The 16,878-nt window shown below is 63.2% G+C and carries 18 protein-coding genes; 7 read left to right on the forward strand and 11 right to left on the reverse strand.

The features are described 5' to 3' along the window. Positions 1-36: 36 nt before the first annotated feature. From EJ073_RS30180 to argE, 6 genes are all read right to left on the reverse strand, one after another. Entirely contained in the window at positions 37-1,494 is a 1,458-nt protein-coding gene (locus EJ073_RS30180) for an NAD-dependent succinate-semialdehyde dehydrogenase (protein WP_126058840.1), read from the reverse strand. A gap of 17 nt (positions 1,495-1,511) precedes the next feature. Continuing rightward, positions 1,512-2,555: a tartrate dehydrogenase gene (locus EJ073_RS30185; RefSeq protein WP_126058841.1), complete on the reverse strand. Its 1,044-nt coding sequence runs from the start codon at positions 2,553-2,555 to the stop codon at positions 1,512-1,514. Positions 2,556-2,565: 10 nt separating this feature from the next. After that, positions 2,566-4,029, reverse strand: coding sequence for an aldehyde dehydrogenase family protein (locus tag EJ073_RS30190; RefSeq protein WP_126058842.1), 1,464 nt, complete (start codon positions 4,027-4,029; stop codon positions 2,566-2,568). 143 nt (positions 4,030-4,172) lie between these two features. Beyond that, a complete protein-coding gene (locus EJ073_RS30195) occupies positions 4,173-4,526 on the reverse strand; it encodes a cupin domain-containing protein (protein ID WP_126058843.1) in 354 nt (117 codons plus the stop codon). 24 nt (positions 4,527-4,550) lie between these two features. Beyond that, on the reverse strand, positions 4,551-5,474 hold the full coding sequence (locus EJ073_RS30200; RefSeq protein WP_126058844.1) for a glyoxylate/hydroxypyruvate reductase A: 924 nt from the start codon (positions 5,472-5,474) through the stop codon (positions 4,551-4,553). 12 nt (positions 5,475-5,486) lie between these two features. After that, a complete protein-coding gene (gene argE, locus EJ073_RS30205) occupies positions 5,487-6,611 on the reverse strand; it encodes an acetylornithine deacetylase (RefSeq protein WP_126058845.1) in 1,125 nt (374 codons plus the stop codon). A 237-nt stretch (positions 6,612-6,848) separates the two neighbouring features. Between argE and EJ073_RS30210 the strand changes: the two genes are divergently transcribed. After that, positions 6,849-7,751, forward strand: a complete 903-nt coding sequence (locus EJ073_RS30210; protein ID WP_126058846.1) for a GNAT family N-acetyltransferase — start codon at positions 6,849-6,851, stop codon at positions 7,749-7,751. Between the two features lie 278 nt (positions 7,752-8,029). Next, the gene (locus tag EJ073_RS30215; protein ID WP_245455425.1) at positions 8,030-8,392 is read left to right on the forward strand and encodes a hypothetical protein; all 363 of its coding nucleotides are present in this window, start codon (positions 8,030-8,032) and stop codon (positions 8,390-8,392) included. Positions 8,393-8,604: 212 nt separating this feature from the next. On the opposite strand, the gene EJ073_RS31805 is transcribed toward EJ073_RS30215, so the two are convergent. The 5 genes from EJ073_RS31805 to EJ073_RS30235 form a co-directional block, all read right to left on the reverse strand. Then, a complete protein-coding gene (locus EJ073_RS31805) occupies positions 8,605-8,778 on the reverse strand; it encodes a hypothetical protein (protein ID WP_189347354.1) in 174 nt (57 codons plus the stop codon). A 33-nt stretch (positions 8,779-8,811) separates the two neighbouring features. Next, entirely contained in the window at positions 8,812-9,939 is a 1,128-nt protein-coding gene (locus EJ073_RS30220; RefSeq protein WP_126058848.1) for a hypothetical protein, read from the reverse strand. Positions 9,940-9,953: 14 nt separating this feature from the next. After that, on the reverse strand, positions 9,954-10,262 hold the full coding sequence (locus tag EJ073_RS30225; RefSeq protein ID WP_126058849.1) for a hypothetical protein: 309 nt from the start codon (positions 10,260-10,262) through the stop codon (positions 9,954-9,956). A gap of 11 nt (positions 10,263-10,273) precedes the next feature. Continuing rightward, positions 10,274-10,750, reverse strand: coding sequence for a hypothetical protein (locus tag EJ073_RS30230; RefSeq protein ID WP_126058850.1), 477 nt, complete (start codon positions 10,748-10,750; stop codon positions 10,274-10,276). 268 nt (positions 10,751-11,018) lie between these two features. Beyond that, positions 11,019-11,204 (reverse strand): hypothetical protein, encoded by a 186-nt coding sequence (locus tag EJ073_RS30235; protein ID WP_126058851.1) that lies wholly within the window; start codon positions 11,202-11,204, stop codon positions 11,019-11,021. A gap of 94 nt (positions 11,205-11,298) precedes the next feature. Here EJ073_RS30235 and EJ073_RS30240 point away from each other — a divergent pair, with 94 nt between their 5' ends. The 5 genes from EJ073_RS30240 (at position 11,299) to EJ073_RS30260 (ending at position 16,877) form a co-directional block, all read left to right on the forward strand. Continuing rightward, complete coding sequence (locus EJ073_RS30240) at positions 11,299-12,972, forward strand: aromatic/alkene/methane monooxygenase hydroxylase/oxygenase subunit alpha (RefSeq protein WP_210211267.1); 1,674 nt, start codon at positions 11,299-11,301, stop codon at positions 12,970-12,972. A gap of 241 nt (positions 12,973-13,213) precedes the next feature. Then, positions 13,214-14,272, forward strand: coding sequence for a 2Fe-2S iron-sulfur cluster binding domain-containing protein (locus EJ073_RS30245; protein WP_127405949.1), 1,059 nt, complete (start codon positions 13,214-13,216; stop codon positions 14,270-14,272). Between the two features lie 52 nt (positions 14,273-14,324). Then, positions 14,325-15,383: an aromatic/alkene monooxygenase hydroxylase subunit beta gene (locus EJ073_RS30250; RefSeq protein WP_126058853.1), complete on the forward strand. Its 1,059-nt coding sequence runs from the start codon at positions 14,325-14,327 to the stop codon at positions 15,381-15,383. Positions 15,384-15,400: 17 nt separating this feature from the next. Next, entirely contained in the window at positions 15,401-15,769 is a 369-nt protein-coding gene (locus EJ073_RS30255) for an MmoB/DmpM family protein (RefSeq protein WP_040968968.1), read from the forward strand. 85 nt (positions 15,770-15,854) lie between these two features. Continuing rightward, a complete protein-coding gene (locus EJ073_RS30260) occupies positions 15,855-16,877 on the forward strand; it encodes an amidohydrolase family protein (RefSeq protein WP_126058854.1) in 1,023 nt (340 codons plus the stop codon). Position 16,878: the final 1 nt, after the last annotated feature.

A 16,878-nucleotide genomic window follows, 5' to 3' on the forward strand; every position in this document is an offset into this window, starting at 1 on the left:
TAGGGGAGTAGGGTACAGGCGCTCATTCCCTACTGCTTACTCCCCTATTCCCATATGAAAGCTCTTCATCTCGAGATATTCCTCGATGCCGGCTTGCGCGCCCTCACGTCCGAGGCCGGACTGCTTGACGCCGCCGAAGGGGGCCACCTCCATCGAGACCGAGCCGGTGTTGAGCCCCACCATGCCGAACTCCAGCGCCTCGCCGACGCGCCAGGCGCGTTTCAAATTCTCGGTATAGAAGTAGGACGCAAGTCCGTAGGGCGTGCCGTTGGCCAGCGCGATTGCCTCTTCCTCCGTCTCGAAGCGGAAAAGCGGCGCGACCGGGCCGAAGGTTTCCTCGCCGGCAAGCTGCATATCCTTCGTGGCGCCGCTCAGCACCAGCGGCGCGACATATTGAGGACCCTGAGGCAGCGCCGGCTTGTCGGTGATGATCGTCGCGCCCTTGGCGAGCGCGTCCTCGACGTGACGGTTGATCTTCTCGACCGCCGCCATGTTGATCATCGGTCCGATGGCGATGCCGGGTTCGGTGCCCGGCCCGACCTTCATGGCGTTGACGCGGGCGGAGAGCTTGGCGGCGAAGGTCTCGTAGACACCGGCCTGGACGATGATGCGGTTGGCGCAAACGCAGGTCTGGCCGCCATTGCGGAATTTTGAGACCAGTGCGCCCTCAACGGCGAGGTCGAGGTCGGCGTCGTCGAAGACGATGAAGGGGGCATTGCCGCCGAGCTCCAGGCTGAGCCGTTTCACGCTGTCGGCCGCGCCGCGCATCAGCAGCGAGCCGACCCGCGTCGAGCCGGTGAAGGAGATCTTGCGCACCGTCTCGTTCGCCATGATCTCGTTGCCGATCTCGGCCGGCATGCCGGTGACGATGTTGATGACCCCGGCGGGAATGCCCGCCCGCTCGGCAAGCACGCCGAGCGCCAGCGCCGAATAGGGCGTGAATTCTGACGGCTTGATGACCACCGTGCAGCCTGCGGCCAACGCCGGCGCGACCTTGCGGGTGATCATCGCATTGGGAAAATTCCACGGCGTGATGATGCCGCACACGCCGACCGGTTCCTTCAGCACGATGATGCGGCGGTCTTTCGTCGGCGACGGGATGGTGTGGCCGTTGATGCGGCGTGCTTCCTCGGCGAACCATTTGACGAAGGAGGCGCCGTAGCGGATCTCGCCTTTGGCCTCGTCCAGCGGCTTGCCCTGTTCCGTCGTCAGGATCAGCGCAAGATCGTCCAGATGCGCCAGCATCAGCCCATGCCAGGCCTCCAGGAGGGCAGCGCGCTCGGCGTTGGTTTTCTTCTTCCAATCCCCATCGGCAGCAGCCGCGGCGTCTATGGCCGCGCGGGTCTCCGGAGCGGCCATGTCGGGCACGGTGCCGATCGCGGCCTGGGTCGCCGGATCGATGACATCGACCGTCTTGCCGGAGTCGGCGATGACCCATTCGCCGCCGATCAAACCGGCTTCGCGGAAGAGGCTTTTGTCTTTCAGGTTTCTCATCGAAAACGACCTTGCAATCAGGTGAGCGCCGCGACGACGGCAGCGGTGATGGCTTGTGTGCGATCCTTGCCGGGGCTGGTTCCAATGCCTCGCGCGGTTGTCGCCTCGAGCGCCTTCATCATGCGGCCGGCGGCAGCCTTTTCGCCGAGATGATCGAGCATCATGGCGCCGGACCAGATGGTGGCGATCGGGTTGGCGATGCCGAGATGGGCGATGTCGGGCGCCGAGCCGTGCACCGGCTCGAACATCGACGGCGCCGAACGGTCGGGATTGATGTTGGCGGAGGCGGCATAGCCGAGCCCGCCCTGGATCGCCGCGCCGATGTCGGTCAGGATGTCGCCGAACAGGTTGGAAGCGACGAGCACGTCGAGGCTCTCCGGCGCCATGATCATGCGCGCCGCGAGCGCATCGACATGATAGCTGGTCACCTCGACGTCCGGATAATCCCCCGCAAGCTTGCGGGTGACCTCGTCCCAGAACACCATCGAGTATTTCTGCGCGTTGGACTTGGTGACGGAAGCAAGCTTGCCCCGCCGTGATCGCGCCTGCTCGAAGCCGAAGCGCAGGATGCGCTCGACGCCGGCGCGGGTGAAGATCGATGTCTCCACCGCAACCTCGTCCAAAGTGCCCTGGTGCACGCGCCCGCCGGCGCCGGAATATTCGCCCTCGGTGTTCTCGCGGATACACAGGATGTCGAAGCTCTCCGCTCGCAGCGGTCCCTTGACCCCAGGCAGCAGGCGGTGTGGCCGGATGTTGGCGTATTGCACGAATGCCTTGCGGATCGGCAGCAGCAGGCCGTGCAACGAGACCGAATCCGGCACCTCCGCCGGCCAGCCGACCGCACCGAGAAGGATGGCGTCGAAGCCGCGCAAGGTCTCGATGCCGTCCTCGGGCATCATGCGGCCGGTTTCCTTGTAGAAGCGGCAGGACCAGGGGAACTCGGTGCCCGTCAGGGCAACGCCGTCCTGTTTGGCCGCAGTCTCCAGCACCGTCCAGGCGGCGGCGGTGACATCGCGGCCGATGCCGTCACCGGGTATCAGGGCGATCGAGTAGGATTTCATCGGCATCCCTTCACAGGCTGACCAGGACGCTCTTGGTCCTGCGGTTGGCGAGATAGGCGTCGCGGCCAAGGTCCTTGCCGATGCCGGAGCGCTTGTAGCCGCCGGTCGGCAGGATGTGGTCGCGCGAGCGGCTGTAGCGGTTGACCCAGACCGTGCCCGCTTCGAGCTTGCGCGCCAGACGGATCGTACGCGACAGGTCGGAAGTGAAAAGGCCGGAAGCGAGTCCGTAGGTCGGATGGGAGGATAGCGCCAACGCCTCGTCCTCGGTCTCGAAGGTCTGCACTGTGAGCACCGGGCCGAAGATCTCCTCGACGATCGCGGGATTGACCTGATCGACATCAGCGATCAGCGTCGGCTCGTAGAAATAGCCGGGGCTGTCCATGGCGGCGCCGCCGGTCAGGCATTCGCCGCCGGCCTTGACCGCAGCCTGCACGATGCTGTCGACACGCCCTCGTTGCCGCTCCGAGATGATCGGCGAATAATGCGTCGCCTCGTCCCAGGTCGGGCCGGGCCACACCGCCTTCATCTTCACCAGGATCGCGGTCGTCAGCCTGTCGGCCACGCTCTTCTCGACGATCAGCCGCGTGCCGGCGACGCAGGCCTGGCCAGCGTTGAAGGTGACGCTGCCGGCGATCGCCGTCGCCGCCTTGTCGAGGTTGGCGTCGGCAAAAACGATCTGCGGGCTCTTGCCGCCGAGCTCCAGGGTCATCGGCTTGACGCCGGTGCGAGCGACGTTCTCCATGATGGCCGAGCCGGCGCGGGTCGAGCCGGTGAAGCTGACCTTGGCGATCTCGGGATGCCCGGTCAGCGCCGTTCCGGTCGTCGGACCGTCTCCCAGCACCACGTTTATCAGCCCTGCCGGCAGACCCGCCCTTATGGCGAGTTGCGCCATACAGACAACCGAAAAGGGTGTCATTTCCGACGGCTTCAGCACGACCGCATTGCCCGCGGCCAGCGCCGGACCAAGCTTCCATCCGGCCATCGAGATGGGAAAATTCCAGGGGGTGATCGCGCCGACCACGCCATAGGGCTCGCTCATGATCATGCCGAGACTGGCGTCGTCGGTCGGCACGAGCTCGCTGCCTTCCTTGTCCGCGAACTCGGCAAAGAAGCGGATCTGCTCGGCCGTCACCGCGATGTCGCCGGCGATGAGCTGACCGACGGGACGGGTGGAGCACAGCGCTTCGATCCTCGCCAGCGTTGCGGCTTCGGCCTCGATCAGGTCGGCCCAGGCCTGGAGCGCCCTGGTACGCTCGCGCGGCCGGACGCCGCCCCAGTTGCTGGCCTTCAGCGCCGCCTTGGCGCTCTCCACCGCACGGTCGATCATGTCGGCGCCGGCCACGGGGCAGGCGGCATATTCCTTGCCGTCCGACGGCCGGCGCATCTCGATCGCGCCCTCGGCCGCGATCATTTCCCCGCCGACAAAATGGCCGACGGGAAGGGGAACCGTGTTCGGATCGAAGCTCAGGCTCATGGGCAACCACCTAGCGTTGGCCGCAGCCTAGCGCGGGCGGGCAAGCAGCATGCATCGTTCGGCGAACCGCTGCGGACGATTGTTGCGTGCCGGCCGCACGCGACGGCAAAATCTGTCGCTGCCCTTGAAACTGCGCCGACCGTTCAGCCGACCGTCACGTAGATCTTGCGCACCGTTTCGATCGTCTTCCAGACCCCGGTGAAGCCCGGCTTCATCACGAAGCTGTCGCCAGCCCGGTAGGTCACCGCCGGGCCGGCATCGGGGGTGATTTCGACGACGCCGGAGAGGATGTGGCAGAACTCGAATGTCTCGCCCTTGATCGAGCGCGTCTCGCCCGGTGTCGCCTCCCAGACGCCGGTATGGACCAAGTCGTCCTTCGCGGCATCCTGCGCCCAGGTCTTGAAGGCAGGGTCGCCGGCAATCAGCCGCTCCGGCAATGCCTTGGATTCGCGTGGCGAAAAGTTCGGATTGGTGTCGACGGATTTGAGCAGGGACAAAGCATGGCCTTTCGGTTTTGGACTTCAATAGCCGCGCGACCGCTCGACGAGCCCGATGGGATCGAGACCGGCGCGGTGGCGTCTGATGTTTTCGATGACGGCGCGGGCGGCGGTCGCCGGCTGGGTGACGCTGGCGATGTGCGGGGTCAGGATGATCTTCGGATGCGCCCAGAACGGATGGCCGGAGGGCAGTGGTTCGGGATCGGTGACGTCGATCATCGCCGCCGACAGATGGCCGCTGTCGAGCGCCGCGACAAGCGCTTCGTGGTCGAGCTGCGGCCCGCGGCCGGTGTGGACGAGCGCCGCGCCCTCGGGCAGTTTCGCGAACAAGTCGGCATTGAGGAAGCCACGTGTCTCCTCGGTCAGCGGCAGCAGGCCGACCAGAATGTCGCTGGCCGCAAGCATCTCCTGCAGCCCGGGCCGGCCATGATGGCAGGTCACGCCCTCGATCCGCTGCGGCGAGCGGCTCCAGCCAGCGAGCGGGAAGCCGAAAGGTTTTAGGCGATCAAGGACGGCCTGGCCGAGCTGCCCGAGGCCGAGCACGCCGATCCGGCGCAAGGCGGCCTGAAGCTGCGGTATGTCGCGCCATTCGCCAGCGCGTTGCTGTGCCAGATATCCAGGGAGGTTGCGGTGGAGCGCAAGCACGGCAAGCGTCACATATTCCTGCATCATGCGCACGATGCCTTCCTCGATCGTACGCACGATCTTCACCTGTTCCGGCACGGTATCGAGGCGGAACTGGTCGACGCCGGCGCCGATGGAAAACAGGATCTCCAGGTTCCTGTAGCGCGCGAGGTCTTCCGGCGCAGTCCAGGTGATGAGATAGCGTACGGCGTCGGGATCGACTGTTGCTGCATTCGTCGTGAAGGGGATGTCCGGCAGTTCCTCGGCGAAGGCCTCTGCGAAGACCGCGCCGCGGCGCGCATCGGAATTGAACAGGAAGGTCATCCCCGTTCCCCTTCAAGCCGCGCAGTGGGCGCCCAGCGCCTCGATCAATCGCTGGCAGGCGGCGAGCTCGCTGGCGAGGATGTATTCGTCGGGCTTGTGGGCGCGACCTATGTCGCCCGGGCCGCAGATGATCGCATCGAAGCCGGCGGCCTGGTAGAGTCCGGCCTCCGTGCCGTAGCTGACGGCGGCGAGCGGCGCTTCGCCGGTCAGCTCGGCCAACAGTGCCGCCAGGCTCGAGTCCTGCGGCAGCGACAGCGCCGGATAGGCGCTCATCGGCGTCCACTCGATCCGAAAGCCGTCGACCGCAAGGGCTTCGGCTCGCGCCCTGACCGGCGCGAGCAGGCTGGCCGGGTCGACGCCGGGTATGGCGCGGGCCTCCAGGTCCAGCGTGCAGGTGTCTGGAATGATGTTGACCGACTGCCCACCCGTCACCACGCCCGCCTGCAGCGAGGAATAGGGCGGCTCGAAGGCGGGGTCGAACGGACCGCACGTCAGCCGCTCGGCTTCGCTGACGGCCGCGCCCAGCGCAGCGGCCATGGCATGGATGGCGTTGAGCCCCAGATCAGGCCGCGATGAATGGCCGGACCGCCCGTTGACCGTCACCCGAGCCGCCGCCTTGCCCTTGTGGCCGCGCACGGCGCGCATGCCGCTCGGCTCGCCGACGATGACGCCGAGCGGTTTCGCGCAAAGTGCGGGAAGGCGCGCGATCAAATGCGGCACGCCGCGGCATCCGACCTCCTCGTCATAGGAGAAGGCGAGATGAATCGGTCTGGCCAGGCGCAGTTTCGTCAGTGCAGGCACAGCCGCGAGCACCGCTGCCAGAAACCCCTTCATGTCCGTGGTGCCGCGTCCATAGAACCGTTCGCCTTCCCGGCGCAGCGTGAAAGGAGCCGAGCTCCAATGTGGCTCGCCGGCGGGGACGACGTCCATGTGGCCGGACAGGATGAAGCCCGGCACATCGGCGGGGCCGATCGTTGCGAACAGGTTGAAACGATCGCCCTCAGGCCCTGGGAGCAGGCTGACTTGCGTTCCGTGCTGCGCAAGATGGGCCTCGATCCAGCCGGCGATGTCGCCATTCGGCTCGCCGGCGACCGATGGAAAGGCGACGAGACGGTCGAGGATGTCGAAGACGTCCATTCCAGCCCTTAAGACATTTCGGGTCGCCGGATCGGTGTCGGCGACCGTATGCTGCTAGATTTTGGGAGAGGATGTGCGCGTTCTTTCGCGATTGCGTGCCGAAAGCGGAAGTGTTTCAGTTGAATCTAGCGTTGGCGCGCGGCTTTCGAGCAAATCCTACCGGTCTGCTTGTTTAGCGTTGGCGGAGAGAGGGTGACCATCGACGCGTCATCTCTAGTGCGGCAATCTTTCAGGGGCATGGCATTGAAGCCGTCCGGAAGCTTGAAAATCGATACCTTCTCGATGCGCATCGGCGACATCGAGGGCATCGATCTCGATCGGTTGCACGGGCACTCCCTGTCCGTCGGATGGCCGCACCGGGCCGAAGACTGGCAGTTCCTGCGCGAATCGGGGCGCGGCTTCGTGGCGCTCGATGAGATCGGCCGCGTTCTCGGTTCGGCCATGTGGTTCGCGCACGGCACCGATTTCGCCACCGTGGGCATGGTCATCACCTCGCCGCGACTGCAGACGCTCGGCGCAGGACAATGGCTGATGAAGCGGGTCTTCGAAAAGGTCGCCGGGCGCGATCTGCGCCTCAATGCAACACGAGCGGCAAGACGGCTCTATCTTTCGCTCGATTTCCAGCCGGAGAAGACCGTCTACCAATGCCAGGGCATCGCCAGAGCGGAGACGATGGGTAGACTGGCGGAGACAAGGGGCGATATCCGGACTTTGGGCGACGGCGACATTGCCGCGGCGATCACGCTCGATGCGGCGGGATTTGGCGTCAGGCGCGCGGCGCTGATCGCAAAGCTCTTCGCGCACTCGGCCGGCTATGGTCTTTTCAAGGGCGGCAGGCTGAAAGCCTTCGCGCTCTGTCGCCCGTTCGGGCGGGGCCATGTCGTGGGACCGGTCGTGGCGGAAAGCGACGTCGACGCCGTGGCCGTCGTCCGGCCGCACGTGGTCGACCATTCAGGATCTTTCCTCAGGATCGATACGCATATGGACAATGGCGACTTCGCTGCCTTCCTGTCGCACAGCGGCATGCCGGTCTTCGACACGGTGCTGACCATGTCGCTGGGCAAACGGCTCGCCGATTTTGCCGTCGCAGGCGCGGCTATGCCGAAGACCTATGCTCTGGCGAGCCAAACTCTCGGATAGTTCGGTGTTTTCGTCGGCAAAAAGGCGCCGGCCAACATTCAACCATTGCAAGGTGCGATCTGAACGTTCCGAGCAACTGGTACAGCGACACTCCAGTTGGCGATGCGATTCTTCCCATCGTTTTCAACACATCCTCGCTCAGTAAGAGTCTCCCGGGGCTTTCATCCTGACATAAATGCGCCAACCGCCATGTTAGAGTCCCACGATCGAGGACAGCTGCTACGTGCTGTTCTGAAATGAGAGGAGCGTTTCCCACGTCCAGGATCAGCCGTCGCACCGTGCTCTTCCAGTCGGGCACCACCGTTGTCGCCTTGACCGCATCAGCCACGGCACTCGCCACCGAGGCACCGCGTCGAGAAGGAGAACCGTCGAACGAACTGCGAGCGTTGATCAACGCGCATAAGACGGCATACGCAGCGTTCAACAAAGCCGTCCATGAAACGGGTGGCAACAGCCGCGACTACGATGAGGCCAGCCGAGAAGAGGAGAGGGCGCTGATCTCCATCTGCGCCTTTCCCGTGGCCACGCAAGGCGATCGCTTTGCCAAGGCACGATATCTTCTCGAGATCGAGGCGCGCGGCGAACTAGATTTGCCAGAGCACATGCAAGCTCTGCTCCACTCCACGATGTGGACGGTATGAGATCGCGGCATTATGGCGAGTGGTTCTCCATCTGATCGGCGGCATGGATGCGCAATGCTCTCTGACCTCTTGGGCAGCTTCGCGCCGCATGCCGGGACACTCAAGCAGCCGTGTTTCGTCTACCAAATGCGAACCTCTTTGGCTCCTAGTCCCAGGCGATTTGCACCTAGATGCGGTCGTTCAAGGCACGACGAGCGGACAGTCTCGTTGGTCTAGTTGGTCTTCAATTGACCAACACGGTTCTCGGCAATCCATCGGGCGGCGAGCACAAGGGCTCCCATGCTGAAGTCCTTGCCGTGCTTTGCCACCATTTCTTCCGACAAATTGGCGAGCCGTTCAAAGAATTCATCCTTGCTCCTGTCTTCGGGGGTGAGTTCGGTTTGCATTCTCTTCTCCTGTTGTTAGCGGCCTGCATTGGCCTATTTGAACATCTGCGCGGGAAAGGTGACGATCGCGACGGTACCATCGACGGCACCCACCGCCAGGTGGCGTCCGTCACCGGACCAGCCGAGCGCGGTTACTGCGCTGCCCATTGGCCTGACGAGGAGTTCGTCCCGCGCGCCGATCTGGGCGATGGTGATCCGGCCGTTGGCATAGCCGGCCGCAACCAGTCTCTTCTGCGGATGCGCGGCCACTGTCTCGACCGGCACCAGCCCGGCGCGACCTGTCTCCAGCGCGCCAGAGGTCTCTCCTTCAAGCGGCGGCGCAGTCATCGACCAACCGGCGATCCGGAAGGCGCCCGATGCAAACAGAGCGTTCTCTGGCAGGCTCCAGCACACTGTACGGACCGGCGTTGGAAATCCCGAGACGATCTCAGCCCGGCCATCAGTCATGCTGACCAGGGCAAAGCCTCCGGTTTCGAGCCCGCAGGCCAGCCAGGTGCCGTCGCCACTCCAGCGGATCGATACCGGGCGCGCCGAAAAGGCGAAATCACGTATCGCGGTGGCCTCGCTTTCGACCATCCAGATCGATAGCCGGTTGTCCAAGCTGCAGGCAAGGCGCCTTCCGCCTGGCGAAAAGGCCAGCGCATCGGTCGACGGGGTCGCACCGTGGTGCAGCCTTGTTGCGGCGCTTCCGCCGCGCGACAGGAAGATGTCCTGCCCATTGCTGACAGCTGTCATGGCCGTCCGAGGGCTGTAATCGAAGGCGACGGCCGGTCCGTCAATCTTGGCCAGCGTCTCCATCACAGTGCCGTCCGCTGCCAGATGCACCACTTTGCCGGCCGCCGTTCCGACCAGGAAGCCGGACCCAAGGTAGCTTGCGAGCGGGACATCGCCTTCTCCCATCGCGGCGGTAGTTATCAATGGTGCCGGTGCTCTTTCCCTGGGGCGGATCGTCGTTTGGCCAAGGTCGCCGCTCACCCTGATCCGCGATTCCGGCGGCTCCTGGTCCGCGACCGCAGCTATGGCAACCGTCCCATCAAGGCCGGTGAAGGCGACAGCCGAGGCATCGGCGCTGAAGCGCAGGTCGGCGACCGCCGACGGGCGGCGCCAGCTTCTGGCCAGCAGGTCGAACAAGGTCAGGTTCTGTATCGCGTGCTGGTTCATGGTCCTTCCCTTCGTCAGTTTCCGGTCTCCGCCAGGCAGCGGTCGACGTCGTCGATGTCGCCTTCGGCGGCGGCGATGCGCTCCTCGCACGTCGTGCATGCGTGTCTGAGTGCCGCGGCGCTCTCCTCGGCTTCATGCAAGTCTCGCACCAGTTGCACGTTTGGACCGCTTCGGCCGATCTCGAGCTCCAGGCGCAGCACGTCCATCTCGATACCGGAGAGTTTCTGGTTGAGCCGCTGCGCCTCCGAGGTCAGCGCCGAGACCGTGGCGACAAGATCGAGGCGGCGGGCGAGCAACGTGTCGCGTCTTTCGGTTTGGCCCATCGGATGCTCCTTCATTTTTCGTTTCCGCGCATCGGTCCTGGCGGTTGCTCGAACGCCGCCAGCAATCCGGGCAGTGTGCCGGCCTGCGACCGGAACTGCTTTTCGGCGGTCTCGATGTGGCTCTTCAGCTGATCCCAGATGTCGACGCGCATCACCGATGTTGTGTCGCCGGTGAGGCGCTCTATCTCCTCGACACGGAACTGGCGCGAGAGCGAAACGCCGGAAAACACGAAGTCGCGCAGCAGGATCGCGTGGTTCTCGATGAACAGATGGATCATCGGATGGGTTACCGCGGTGACGCCGCCGGCAGCAAGCTCGGCCCGGATGAAATCCTGAAAGTGGCTCTGGAGGCGAAATTGGCTCTCGCCCAGGAAGCGCATGACGAAGACCAGATCGCGAGGCATCAGCCTGACAAGATCGCCGGCGATGTCGTCTGGCTGTCGGGATATTGGCGATGGCAGGCCTTGGCTGTCCTTTTCATCAGGCATGGGCTCTCTCCAATGCTGAGCCGCATGGGCCGCCTCTTCAAAATAATAGAGACAGGATAGAATTGAATAGATGAAATCTGTTTTATGAATGCTGCGAGAGCTAAGTAAGCATTTCGCAAATGCGAATTGAGTATAAATATTACAGGCGTAATTTACATCTGTAAAATAACGTTACAGTTGGCTGCCGCGTTTCGCGGCGAAGTGAACGGCGATTGTTTCGAACGGCCGGCGTTGGGCTTTTTTCAAAACTGGCACGGCGCTTGCTTTGTCACTTGCATAAGAAGCCCATCGCACTTTGCGGTGCCAAAAGAACGAAGGAACGGAGGAAGCAGGTCAGGTCCGCTTCGGTACGCCCATCGCAGCAGCGGTTGGCACCGGGCGCTGCCGACACCTCGGAAACCTTTGCCGCGATCCACTCGAACAGCCCGACGATCAGTCGCGCCTGAATGCGCAACCCTTTGTCGTGCCGTTCGCACTCTCACTGGCGGCGTTGATTGCCGTCTCACGCCCGGATCAAGGGATCCGCGGCTCAAACCTGGTGGAGGCTTATGACGATGTCGTCTCTGACGCTCAACAAGATCACCTCGCAACGCGGCATTTCCGTAGGCGAGGCGACGAAGAAGATTTCCGACCTCGGTTGGAACCCGACCTATGTCCAGGAAGCGATGACGTTTCCGACCGACTACAAGATCGCCAAGGCGCCGCGCGATCCGATGAAGCAGGTGCTGCGCTCTTATTTCCCGATGCAGGAGGAGAAGGACAACCGCGTCTACGGCGCGCTCGACGCTGCCCTTCGCGGTGACATGTTCCGCAATGTCGAGCCGCGCTGGGTGGAATGGATGAAGCTCTTCCTCGCCATCATTCCCTTCCCGGAAATTTCCGCCGCCCGCTCGATGGCGATGGTGGCGCGGCTGGCGCCGGGCGAGGACCTCAGAACCGGCTTCACCATGCAGATGGTCGATGAGTTCCGTCACTCCACCATCCAGATGAATCTGAAGAAGTGGTACATGGAGAATTACATCGACCCGGCAGGCTTCGACATCACCGAAGAAGCCTTCGGCAAGTGCTACGCAACCACCATCGGCCGCCAGTTCGGCGAGGGCTTCATCACTGGCGACACGATGACGGCCGCCTGCATGTACCTGACCGTCGTGGCCGAGACGGCGTTTACCAACACCCTCTTCGTCGCCATGCCTTCCGAGGCCGCACGCAACGGCGACTATGCGCTGCCGACCGTTTTCCTGTCGGTGCAGTCCGACGAGAGCCGGCACATCGGCAACGGCCACTCGCTGCTGATGGCCGCCCTGAAGGAGCCGGAGAACCATCTGCTGCTCGAGCGCGACCTGCGCTACGCCTTCTGGCAGAACCACGCCATCGTCGACGCCGCCATCGGCACCTTCATCGAATATGGCACAACCAACCGCGACAAGAACAAGGAGTCTTACGCGGAGATGTGGCATCGCTGGATCTATGAGGACTACTACCGCACCTACATGCTGCCGCTCGAGAAGTACGGTATCAAGGTCCACCACGACGACGTCCAGGCCGCCTGGGAGCGCATCACCAAGAAGAATTACGTCCACAAGGTCGGTCAGTTCTTCGCGGTCGGCTGGCCGGTCAACTTCTGGCGCATCGAGGCCCAGACCGACAAGGACTTCGAGTGGTTCGAGCACAAATATCCGGGCTGGTATGCGGAGTTCGGCGACTTCTGGAAGTGGTACGCCAAGCTCAGCCGCAAGGGCGAAAAGGTGCTGCTGTTCAACAGCGACGTCGGCTACGTCTATCCGCACCGCTGCTGGTCGTGCCTGGTGCCTTGCCTCATCCGCGAGGACATCGTGGTCGACGAGATCGACGGGCAGCTGCACACCTTCGCCCACGAGCTCGACCGCTGGACTGCCGTCGAGGCCTTCGCCGACGAGTACCAGGGCCGTCCAACGCCCGCGATGGGCCGCTTCAGCGGCAAGCGCGAGTGGGAGACGCTCTATGACGGCTGGGATCTCGCCGACGCCATCAAGGACCTCAACTTCGTCCGCTCCGACGGCAAGACGCTGATCCCGCAGCCGCATCTGCGCTTCGAGGCCGACCAGCAGTGGACGCTCGACGACGTGCGCGGAAACGTCCTCGGCTCGCCGCTCAAGGCGCTTCGCGGCATGTCTGCGGCCGATCGGGAGAAGCACCTCGCCGAGTATCGGGCCGGCTTCACCATCACGCCGTTCAATTGACGGTCAGGCGGGCCGGTTGCCGACGGCCCGCCCACCGCTTGGTGGTCAACATGACACGCGCCCGCTTCGCCCTGCCCATCGCCATCGCGGCCTGGGCTGCAATCGCCGCAACCGTCTTCACTGTCACCGGGACGCGTCCGCCCGCCGACGACTGGAGGAAGGTGACGGCAGGCTACAAGGGCTCGCTCGGCCAGAAACCAAGAGCACCAGTGAAGATATTCGCTATCGGGAGTCCAATCAAATGACTGACGCTCACACAGTGCGCCTGGAGCCGGTCGGCGTCGAATTCGAGGTCGAAAACGGCGAAACGGTCCTGAACGCGGCATTCCGCCAGGGCATCGCGCTGCCGCATGGCTGCAAGGAAGGGCAATGCTCGGCCTGCAAATGCGTACTGCTCGAAGGCGAAGTCGACATGCTGAAATACTCGACCTTTGCCCTCAACGACATGGAGAAGGATAGCGGACACATCCTGTTGTGTCGGTCGATTGCCTATTCCGACATGCAGGTCGAGCTCCTCAACTACGACGAGGAGGTTCTGGCGAAATCAATCGCGGTGAAGACGTTCAAGGGCCGGATCTCGAAGTTCGAGCATCTGACCCACGACATCCGCGGCATCGAGATCGAACTCGGCTCGCCGATAAAATTCTGGGCTGGGCAATATGTCGACATCACGGTCACCACGCAAAAAGGGGAGACGATTACGCGCTCGTTCTCCATGGCAAATACGCCGGACCAAACCCAAAAACTCTCCTTCATCATCAAGAAATACCCCGAAGGAAAGTTTTCCGGGGAACTCGATTCCGGAGGCATCCGTGTCGGAGCCGAGGTCACCGTCGTCGGACCCTATGGAACCTGCTTCCGGCGGGAAGAACGGCAAGGTCCCCTGATCCTTGTCGGCGCCGGCTCCGGCATGTCGCCGGTCTGGTCGATCCTCAACGATCACCTGAAGAGCGGCGAGAAGCGGGACGTCTACTTCTTCTACGGCGCGCGCACGCCAAGCGACCTGTTCTATCTCGACAGGATCACCGAGCTCGCCGGAAGCCACCCGGAGCTGAATTTCATCCCGGTGCTCTCGCACGTCAACGGCGAGGCGTGGGACGGCGAGCGCGGCTTCGTGCACCAGAGCGTCGATGCCAAGCTCAAACAGCTGGCGGTCGACGGGCAGGGCGACGTCTACGCCTGCGGTCCGCCGCCCATGATCGATGCGCTGCAGCCGGTCCTGTTCATGAACGGGTTCGAGACCGAACGCATCTTCTTCGACCGGTTCACCACGTCGTCCAGCGCCACCCCGGCCCATTGAGGTGGGCCGGAGCCAGCGACACCAAAGCAACTGCAACAAGGGAGTGAAGACAATGGTAGCAACGTCGAGTTCAGTCGGATCGGGAGCCGCGGGAGCCGCGATCTTCGCCGATTCGGACAGCCGGAAATATCGGTACTTCGAGCCGAAGGGCCAGCGCGCCACCCATTACGAGGATGTCACGGTCGACGTGCAGCCCGACCCCGAGCGCTACCTGATCCAGGACTGGATCATCTCCTTCTCGAACGGCAAGGGCGCCTACGTCAAGGACAACACGGCTGCCAGGAGCTCGAACTGGCATGCCTTCCGGGCTCCCGATCAGGAGTGGGAGCGTACGCACTACCAGCGCCAGTCGAAGATCGAGACGATGGTGCAGAGCGTCATCACCAACGCCCGCCGCGCCGGCGCGCCGAAGACCTTCGACAAGGTCTGGTCGAAGCTGCTGCAGGCGCATCTCGGAGCCTGGAAGCATGCCGAGTTCGGCCTGGGCACATCGCTCATGCAGGCGCAGCGCTACGGCTACACGCAGATGATCAACAATGCGACGCTCACCAATTCCTCCTACAAGCTCCGGCTGGCCCAGGACATCACGCTCTATCTCGCCGAGATCGGCATGGACATCGCCGGATGGGACGACGAGCTCGGCAAGAAGCACTGGCTCGAGGACGGCGTGTGGCAGGGCACCCGCGAAGCGGTCGAGACCATCATGGGCATGGCCGACTATCTGGAGCAGTACTTCGCCATCAACATCGTCTTCGAGCCGCTGGTTGGCGAACTGTTCCGCTCCGGCTTCCTGATGCAGGCGGCGGCGGCCAACCACGACTTCATCACGCCGCCGGTGATCTCGGCGGCCGAAGCCGACTACGAGCGCAACCTCGCCAACACCATCGACCTGATCTACCTGCTCGCCAACGACGAGACGCACGGCGCGGCCAACAGGAAGCTGTTCCAGGGCTGGGTCAAGAAGCACGGCGCGCTCGCCGACAAGGCAGCCGCCGGCCTGCAGCCGATCTGGTCGATGCCGCATTCCAAGCCGGTTTCGTTCACCGACGTTCGCGCCCAGTCCGAGGAACGGATTGGCCGGATCCTCGGCGAACTCGGCCTCAAGCGCTGAATAGGGGAGAACACATCATGTCAGTAGCAGCACGCGACGCTTCGCAGTCTAACATCTTCAAATCGATGAAGGACATTACCTTCGAGCAGACGATCTCGCACCAGTGCGGCGTCACCATGAACGACTCGGTCGAGGCGCGCGCCATCGCCGAATTCATGGGCAAAAAGCCGGGAGTCATCGTTACCTACCAGCCAGCCATGATCCGCATCGACGGCAACGGCAAGCTGATCTTCAAGATGGACGAGATCAGCGAATATCTGGGTCGCGAGATGACCGCCGAAATCTTCGAGGTCAACACCTCCACCCACTACGGCCGCATGGTGCGCATCGACGACAACACGGTGATCCTGTTCGGGAACATGGACGAGGTCTTCGAATACATCTGAGCAACGATCCGGCGCGCCGCCCGGACGCGGCGCGCCGAAACCTTCAACACAACGCCCCACCAACACGACGACTGCGGAGGCAAGAATGTACAGGACACCTGAAGGCAAGGACATCTTCGTGGTCGATGGCCACACTCATTTTTGGGACGGCAGCCCGGAGAACCAGAGGAACATCCACGGCAAGCAGTTCATCGACTGCTTTTATGCCTATCACACAAACCTGAGCCCGAGGGAGCAACTTTGGCCGAAGGGCAAATTTGAGAAATACAGCGCCGACGATCTTTATCGCGACCTGTTCATCGACGGTCCGGATGACGTTGCGATCGTCCAGTCCACCTACCTGAAGGACTTCTACAAGAACGGTTTCAACACGATCGAGCGCAACGCCGAGGTCGCCAAGCGCTACCCGGACCGCTTCATCGTCAACGGCTCCTTCGATCCGCGCGATGGCGAGAAGGCGCTGGAATACATCCACTTCATGAAGGAGACCTACGACGTCAAGGGTGTGAAGATGTACACGGCCGAGTGGAACGGCGCCTCCAAGGGCTGGAAGCTCACCGATCCCGATGCCTACAAGTGCTTCGAGCTCTGCGAAAAGCTCGGCATCAAAAACATTCATGTCCACAAGGGCCCGACGATCATCCCGCTCAGCAAGGACGCGTTCGACGTTCACGACGTCGACCACGCGGCGACGGATTTCCAGGGCCTCAACTGGATCATCGAGCATTGCGGCCTGCCGCGCCTCGACGATTTCTGCTGGATCGCGACGCAGGAAACCAATGTCTATGGCGGCCTGGCGGTAGCGCTTCCCTTCATCCACTTGCGCCCGCGCTATTTCGGCGAGGTCATCGCCGAACTGCTGTTCTGGCTCGGGCCGGAGAAGCTCCTGTTCGGTTCCGACTACGCGATCTGGACGCCGCGCTGGCTGATCGAGAAACTCTGGGCCTACCAGATCCCGCAGGACATCGCTGCAGAACGCGGTGTACAACTGACCGACGAGATCAAGGAGAAGATCCTCGGCCTCAATGCCGCGCGCCTCTACAACATCGACATTGATGCGAAGAAGAAGGCGCTCGCAAGCTCGCCCTTCAGCATCGCGGCGGAGTAGG

The organism is Mesorhizobium sp. M4B.F.Ca.ET.058.02.1.1, assembly GCF_003952505.1.
Taxonomy (GTDB): domain Bacteria; phylum Pseudomonadota; class Alphaproteobacteria; order Rhizobiales; family Rhizobiaceae; genus Mesorhizobium.